This is a genomic window from Pseudoalteromonas sp. APC 3694, assembly GCF_030407565.1.
In the GTDB taxonomy this organism is placed as follows: Bacteria; Pseudomonadota; Gammaproteobacteria; order Enterobacterales; family Alteromonadaceae; genus Pseudoalteromonas; species Pseudoalteromonas tetraodonis.
Genome location: NZ_JASDDE010000019.1, coordinates 57192 through 64853 on the forward strand (window position 1 = coordinate 57192; position 7662 = coordinate 64853).

Consider the following 7662-nt stretch of genomic DNA (forward strand, 5'->3'; position numbering starts at 1 on the left):
GCTGCAGTGAACGCTGCAGCATCTGTTATGGCTGAATAGAATGTAGGGACGAGAACATCCGTCCTCAAGATTAACTCCGACAGGAGAGCTAAGGTGAAAGACTTACTTAAGTTTCTGAAGCAACAAAATAAGACCGAAGAATTCGATGCAATTCGCATTGGTCTTGCTTCACCAGACATGGTTCGTTCATGGTCATACGGTGAAGTAAAGAAACCTGAGACTATTAACTACCGTACTTTCAAGCCTGAGCGCGATGGCTTATTCTGTGCCCGTATTTTCGGCCCAGTGAAAGATTATGAGTGTTTATGTGGTAAATATAAACGCCTTAAACACCGTGGTGTGATCTGTGAAAAGTGTGGCGTTGAAGTAACACTCACTAAAGTGCGTCGTGACCGTATGGGTCATATAGAACTGGCAAGTCCAGTTGCGCATATATGGTTTTTAAAATCATTACCGTCACGTATCGGCTTAATGCTTGATATGACGCTTCGTGATATTGAACGTGTTCTTTACTTCGAATCATTCGTAGTAACTGAGCCTGGTATGACAACGCTTGAGCGTGGTCAGCTATTAGGTGAAGAAGAATACCTAGATGCACTTGAAGAGCACGGCGATGAGTTTGAAGCGAAGATGGGTGCTGAAGCAGTATTAGACTTGCTTCGTGAACTCGATCTTGCTCAATTAATTGCAGAGATGCGTGAAGAGTTACCAACAATTAACTCTGAAACTAAGCGTAAAAAGATCACTAAACGTCTTAAGTTAATGGAATCGTTCCACCAATCAGGTAATAACCCTGAGTGGATGATCATGACAGTACTTCCAGTATTGCCACCTGACTTACGTCCATTAGTACCACTAGACGGTGGCCGCTTTGCGACATCTGATCTAAATGACCTTTACCGTCGTGTTATTAACCGTAATAACCGTCTTAAGCGTCTACTAGATTTAGCTGCACCAGATATTATCGTACGCAACGAAAAACGTATGTTACAAGAAGCGGTTGATGCGCTACTTGATAACGGTCGTCGTGGTCGTGCAATTACAGGTTCTAACAAGCGTCCACTTAAATCGCTTGCTGATATGATCAAAGGTAAGCAAGGTCGTTTCCGTCAGAACTTACTTGGTAAGCGTGTAGATTATTCTGGCCGTTCTGTAATCACGGTTGGTCCTACACTTAAGCTTCATCAGTGTGGTCTTCCTAAGAAGATGGCATTAGAGCTTTTCAAACCATTCATCTATGGCAAATTAGAACGTCGCGGCATGGCTACGACAATCAAAGCAGCTAAAAAGATGGTTGAGCGTGAAGTAGCGGAAGTATGGGATGTACTAGATGAAGTAATTCGTGAACATCCAGTATTACTTAACCGTGCACCAACACTTCACCGTTTGGGTATCCAAGCGTTTGAACCTGTGCTTATCGAAGGTAAAGCGATTCATTTGCATCCATTAGTATGTGCGGCTTACAACGCCGACTTCGATGGTGACCAAATGGCGGTACACGTACCGCTAACAATTGAAGCGCAGCTAGAAGCTCGTGCGTTAATGATGTCTACAAACAACATCTTATCGCCTGCTAATGGTGAGCCAATCATCGTACCTTCACAGGACGTTGTATTAGGTCTTTATTACATGACGCGTGACCGCATTAACGCGAAAGGCGAAGGCACCGTATTTAAAGATCCAAAAGAAGCAGAAAAAGCATACCGTAGTGGTAATGCCGACCTTCACGCAAAAGTGAAAGTACGTATTAGCCAATCAGTAGCTAATGAAGATGGTGTTGTAGAAGATACAATTACTATCATTGATACTACAGTGGGTCGTGCAATTCTGTCTCTTATTTTACCTAAAGGTATGCCGTTTGAGTCAATCAACCAAGCCCTAGGTAAAAAGCAAATTTCTAGCTTATTAAATGAGTGTTACCGTCGTCTTGGTTTAAAAGACACTGTTGTGTTTGCTGACCAAGTTATGTACACCGGTTTCCACTACGCAATGAAGTCAGGTGTTTCAATTGGTATCGATGACTTAGTTATCCCACCAGTGAAAGCATCAATCATTGAATCAGCTGAAGCTGAAGTAACTGAAATCAACCAACAGTTCCAATCGGGTCTTGTTACGGCTGGTGAAAAGTACAACAAAGTTATCGATATCTGGTCACGTGTAAATGAAAACTTATCACGTGAAATGATGGCGAACTTGTCAAAAGACACCGTAGTGAATGCGCAAGGTGAAGAAGAAGAGCAACCGTCATTTAACTCAGTGTTTATGATGGCCGACTCAGGTGCTCGTGGTAGTGCCGCTCAGATCCGTCAGCTAGCAGGTATGCGTGGTCTAATGGCACGTCCAGATGGTTCAATCATCGAGACGCCAATCACGGCTAACTTCCGTGAAGGTCTAAACGTACTTCAGTACTTCATCTCAACGCACGGTGCGCGTAAAGGTCTTGCCGATACTGCACTGAAAACAGCAAACTCGGGTTACCTAACGCGTCGTCTAGTAGACGTTGCACAAGATTTGGTAATCAACGAAGACGATTGTGGCACAGAAGATGGCTTAACAATGAAACCGCTAATTGAAGGTGGTGACGTTGTAGAAGCACTTCGCGAACGTGTACTAGGTCGTGTTGTTGCTGAAGATGTTGTAATACCAGGTACTAATACAGTACTTGTTGAACGTAACATCATGCTTGACGAAAAACTGTGTGACCTTTTAGAAGAGCACTCAGTAGATGAAGTGCGTGTACGTTCAGTTATCACCTGTGATAACGACTTTGGTGTATGTGCTAAGTGTTATGGTCGTGACCTTGCACGTGGTCATATCATCAACGCGGGTGAATCAGTAGGTGTTATCGCAGCTCAATCAATCGGTGAGCCGGGTACACAGCTTACAATGCGTACTTTTCACATCGGTGGTGCGGCATCAAGAGCGTCTGCTGAGAATAATGTACAAGTTAAAACAAACGGTACATTAAAACTTCACAACGCTAAATATGTATTAAATACAGACGGTAAGATTGTTATTACCTCTCGTTCTACCGAGATCACTATCATTGATAGCTATGGTCGTGAGAAAGAGCGTTATAAAGTACCTTACGGTGCGGTATTAACAGTGCATGACAATGCAGAAGTTCAAGGTAACGACATCGTTGCTACTTGGGACCCGCATAGTCACCCAATCGTTCTTGAGCATAAATCAAAAGTATCGTTCAGCGATATCGATGATTCAAACACTGAAGCACAGACTGACGAACTAACGGGTTTAACTCGTGTAGTTGTTAAAGATCTTGCTAAAGCGAATGCGAAAGAGCCAAAGCTTATCATTGAAAGTGATGAGCGTGGATTGCAAGAAACGCGTCTTCCTTCATTCACTACGATTGAAGTAACAGACGGCGCGACTGCAAACCCAGGTGACGTATTAGCACGTATTCCGCAAGAAGGTTCGAAAACTCGTGATATCACGGGTGGTCTACCACGCGTAGCCGACTTATTTGAAGCACGTAAACCAAAAGATCCTGCAATCCTTGCAGAAATCACCGGTACTATTAGCTTCGGTAAAGAGACTAAAGGTAAGAAACGTTTAGTTATTACACCAGCTGAAGGCGATCATTACGAAGAAATGATTCCTAAGTGGCGTCAGCTTAACGTGTTTGAAGGTGAACAAGTGTCTAAAGGTGAAGTTATCGCCGATGGTCCAGAATCACCGCATGACATCTTACGCCTTCGTGGTGTGACTCATGTTGCTAATTACATTGTTAACGAAGTGCAAGAGGTTTATCGTTTGCAGGGCGTTAAGATCAATGATAAGCACATTGAAACTATTATTCGTCAAATGCTACGTAAATGTATCATTCTAGACGGTGGTGATACTGAGTTCTTAGCCGGTGAGCAAATTGAAGTGGCACGCGTTAATATCGCAAACCGCGACCTTGAAGCTCAAGGTAAGATCCCAGCTAAGTTTGAAATCCAGTTAATGGGTATCACAAAAGCATCACTAGCGACAGAATCTTTCATCTCAGCAGCCTCGTTCCAGGAGACAACTCGTGTCCTAACAGAAGCCGCTGTAAATGGTAAGAGCGATGAACTACGCGGTCTGAAAGAAAACGTAATTGTGGGTCGATTGATCCCAGCCGGTACCGGTTTTGCGTATCATCAAGAGCGTATGGCTCGTCGTAAGCAAAAAGACGTTGTTGAAGAGCAAACGGTAAGTGCGGAAGAGGCAACTCAAGCACTCACTGATGCCTTAAACGCGGATTTATCTGGAAATCAATAAACCGAATCTAATCAATAGATTAGAGTTTCACAAGGTAGTTATCTACTGCCTTGCGAGCGGTTTAGGTTGACAGGTCAATCTTTGCTCATTAAAATTCCGCCACCCATTTACTTGCACGTTTAATACATGCTTGTAAAACAAGGGCGGATTTTTTATTTTTTTCAGTAGTAATTTTAATTTCAGGAGCTATTTAAATGGCAACTATTAACCAGCTAGTGCGTAAGCCACGTCGTAGCAAGGTTACTAAAAGTAACTCAGCTGCGCTTAAAGCGTGTCCGCAAAAGCGTGGTGTATGTACTCGCGTATATACAACTACACCTAAGAAACCAAACTCGGCGTTACGTAAAGTAGCTCGTGTACGTTTAACTAACGGTTTCGAAGTAACTTCATACATCGGTGGTGAAGGTCATAACCTTCAAGAGCACAGTGTAATCCTAATCCGTGGTGGTCGTGTTAAAGATTTACCAGGTGTGCGTTTCCACACTGTACGTGGTGCACTTGACTGTGCAGGCGTAAGCGACCGTCGTCAAGCTCGTTCTAAATACGGTGCAAAACGCCCTAAAGGCTAATTGTTTTCCGTTAGTAAGGCCAAGCACTAAATATTATTAATTATTGTTTTGGGTGATTGACTCGAAAGAGCAAACCTGAATAAACCGGAGATACAAAATGCCTAGAAGACGCGTAATAGGTCAACGTAAAATTCTTCCAGATCCTAAGTTCGGATCGGAACTTCTTGCTAAGTTCGTTAACATCGTAATGTTAGACGGCAAGAAATCTACTGCTGAAAAAATCGTTTATGGTGCGCTAGACGTGGCTGCTGAGAAATCAGGCAAGTCGCACCTAGAAATCTTTGAAACTGCACTTGATAACATCCGTCCACAGGTAGAGGTTAAATCTCGCCGTGTTGGTGGTTCAACTTATCAAGTACCAGTTGAAGTACGTCCAGTACGTCGCAACGCATTAGGTATGCGTTGGTTAGTAGACGCTGCACGTAAGCGTGGCGAAAAATCTATGGGCTTACGTTTAGCTCAAGAAATCGTTGACGCTGCTGACAACAAAGGCACTGCGGTTAAGAAACGTGAAGACGTTCACCGTATGGCTGAAGCGAATAAAGCATTCGCTCATTACCGTTGGTAATCTGTCCTTAACCTTTAAGAGGATTTTATGGCACGTACAACTCCACTTGAGCGTTACCGCAATATCGGTATTTGTGCTCACGTAGATGCAGGCAAAACCACCACAACAGAACGTGTTCTGTTCTACACAGGTCTTTCTCATAAGATCGGTGAAGTGCATGATGGCGCTGCAACTATGGATTGGATGGAGCAGGAACAAGAGCGTGGTATCACAATCACTTCTGCTGCAACAACGTGTTTCTGGAAAGGGATGGACGCGCAATTTGACGACCATCGCATCAATATTATTGATACCCCAGGACACGTAGATTTCACTATCGAAGTAGAGCGTTCTTTACGTGTACTAGATGGTGCGGTAGTTGTTCTTTGTGCTTCATCGGGTGTACAGCCGCAAACTGAGACAGTTTGGCGTCAAGCGAACAAATACGAAGTTCCGAGAATGATCTTCGTAAATAAAATGGATCGCACGGGCGCTGACTTTTTAACGGTTGTAAGTCAGGTGAAATCTCGTCTTGGAGCAACGCCTGTTCCAGTCCAGCTGCCTATTGGCGCTGAAGACGACTTTAAAGGTGTTATTGACCTTATTAAAATGAAAGCCATTAACTGGAATGATAAAGACCAGGGTATGACTTTCTCTTATGAGGCAATACCGGCAGAACTTCAGGAATTAGCCGAAGAATGGCGCTCTCATTTAGTTGAAAGCGCTGCTGAAGCCTCTGAAGAACTAATGGATAAATACTTAGAAGGTGAAGAGTTAAGCGAAGCAGAAATTAAAAATGCTTTGCGTCAACGCACATTAGCGAACGAAATTGTTCCCATGACGTGTGGTAGTGCATTTAAAAACAAAGGTGTTCAAGCTGTGCTTGATTGCGTTGTTGAATATATGCCATCACCAACACAAGTGAAACAAATCCAAGGTATCTTAGAAAATGGTACTGAGGAAGAGCGTCCTGCTGATGATAAAGCGCCGTTTGCTGCTCTTGCATTCAAGATTGCAACAGACCCGTTTGTTGGCACTTTAACCTTTTTCCGTGTTTACTCTGGTACTGTTAAACAGGGTGACGCGGTATATAACCCAGTAAAAAGTAAGCGTGAGCGTCTTGGTCGTATCGTTCAGATGCATTCAAACTCACGTGAAGAGATCAAAGAAGTCCACGCAGGCGACATCGCGGCGGCTATTGGTCTCAAAGACGTAACAACAGGTGAAACACTGTGTGATCCGCACTCTATTATTACGCTTGAGCGTATGGAGTTCCCAGAACCAGTTATCTCTGTTGCGGTTGAGCCTCGCACAATCGCTGACCAGGATAAAATGGGTATCGCGCTAGGTAAACTAGCGGCAGAAGATCCATCTTTCCGCGTACAAACTGACGAAGAATCAGGCCAGACGATTATCTCTGGCATGGGTGAACTTCACCTTGATATCATTGTCGACCGTATGAAACGTGAATTCAGTGTTGAATGTAACGTTGGTAAGCCGCAGGTTGCATACCGAGAAGCTATTCGTTCAACTGTTGAAGTTGAAGGGAAGTTTATACGTCAATCAGGTGGTCGTGGTCAATATGGTCACGTCTGGCTTAAACTTGAACCGATGGATATTTCGGATGATGAAGCCCCAATTTACGAGTTCGTTAACGAAACCGTAGGTGGGTCAGTTCCGAAAGAATACATCCCTGCGGTAGACAAAGGTATCCAAGAGCAAATGGCTCAAGGTGTACTGGCAGGCTACCCATTACTTGGCGTGAAAGCGACTTTATATGATGGTTCATTCCATGATGTAGATTCGAATGAAATGGCATTTAAAATAGCAGGTTCACTCGCTATGAAGCAAGGTGCGCTAGATGCAAACCCTGCTTTATTAGAGCCAGTAATGAAGGTTGAAGTACTCACTCCTGAAGCAAACATGGGTGATGTAGTTGGCGACCTAAACCGTCGTCGCGGCATGATCGAAGGCATGGAAGATGCACTTGGTGGACTTAAGCAAATTAATGCTCAGGTTCCGTTATCTGAAATGTTTGGTTATGCGACTGCTTTACGATCTGCAACACAGGGCCGTGCCTCATACTCTATGGAGTTTTTGAAGTACGCTGAAGCCTCTAAACAGGTTGCAGATACAATAATTTCAGCTCGCGCTGTTATATGATTTTAGCTTGTCTGGCTCAATACTGAGTCAGGCTTTAATTTCTTTATTAGGAATTTTTTAAGATGGCAAAAGAAAAGTTTGAACGCGTAAAACCGCACGTAAACGTTGGTACAATCG

The 7662-nt window shown here is 43.7% G+C and carries 4 protein-coding genes; all 4 read left to right on the forward strand.

Annotated features, from left to right (window positions below; all coding sequences use genetic code 11):
* The first annotated feature begins 93 nt into the window (after nucleotides 1-93).
* A complete protein-coding gene (rpoC, locus tag QMA00_RS08780) occupies nucleotides 94-4266 on the forward strand; it encodes a DNA-directed RNA polymerase subunit beta' (RefSeq protein WP_076922658.1) in 4173 nt (1390 codons plus the stop codon).
* Nucleotides 4267-4460: 194 nt separating this feature from the next.
* Nucleotides 4461-4835: a 30S ribosomal protein S12 gene (rpsL, locus tag QMA00_RS08785; RefSeq protein WP_002958885.1), complete on the forward strand. Its 375-nt coding sequence runs from the start codon at nucleotides 4461-4463 to the stop codon at nucleotides 4833-4835.
* A 97-nt stretch (nucleotides 4836-4932) separates the two neighbouring features.
* Nucleotides 4933-5403: a 30S ribosomal protein S7 gene (gene rpsG / locus QMA00_RS08790; protein ID WP_010392135.1), complete on the forward strand. Its 471-nt coding sequence runs from the start codon at nucleotides 4933-4935 to the stop codon at nucleotides 5401-5403.
* A 27-nt stretch (nucleotides 5404-5430) separates the two neighbouring features.
* Entirely contained in the window at nucleotides 5431-7545 is a 2115-nt protein-coding gene (gene fusA / locus QMA00_RS08795) for an elongation factor G (RefSeq protein ID WP_076922657.1), read from the forward strand.
* The last annotated feature ends 117 nt before the right edge of the window (nucleotides 7546-7662 follow it).

Excerpts from the sequence above, each read along its gene's own strand:
- fusA (WP_076922657.1), top strand. The coding sequence starts at position 5,431 with ATGGCACGTACAACTCCACTTGAGCGTTACCGCAATATCGGTATTTGT.
- rpsL (WP_002958885.1), top strand. The coding sequence starts at position 4,461 with ATGGCAACTATTAACCAGCTAGTGCGTAAGCCACGTCGTAGCAAGGTT.
- rpsG (WP_010392135.1), top strand. The coding sequence starts at position 4,933 with ATGCCTAGAAGACGCGTAATAGGTCAACGTAAAATTCTTCCAGATCCT.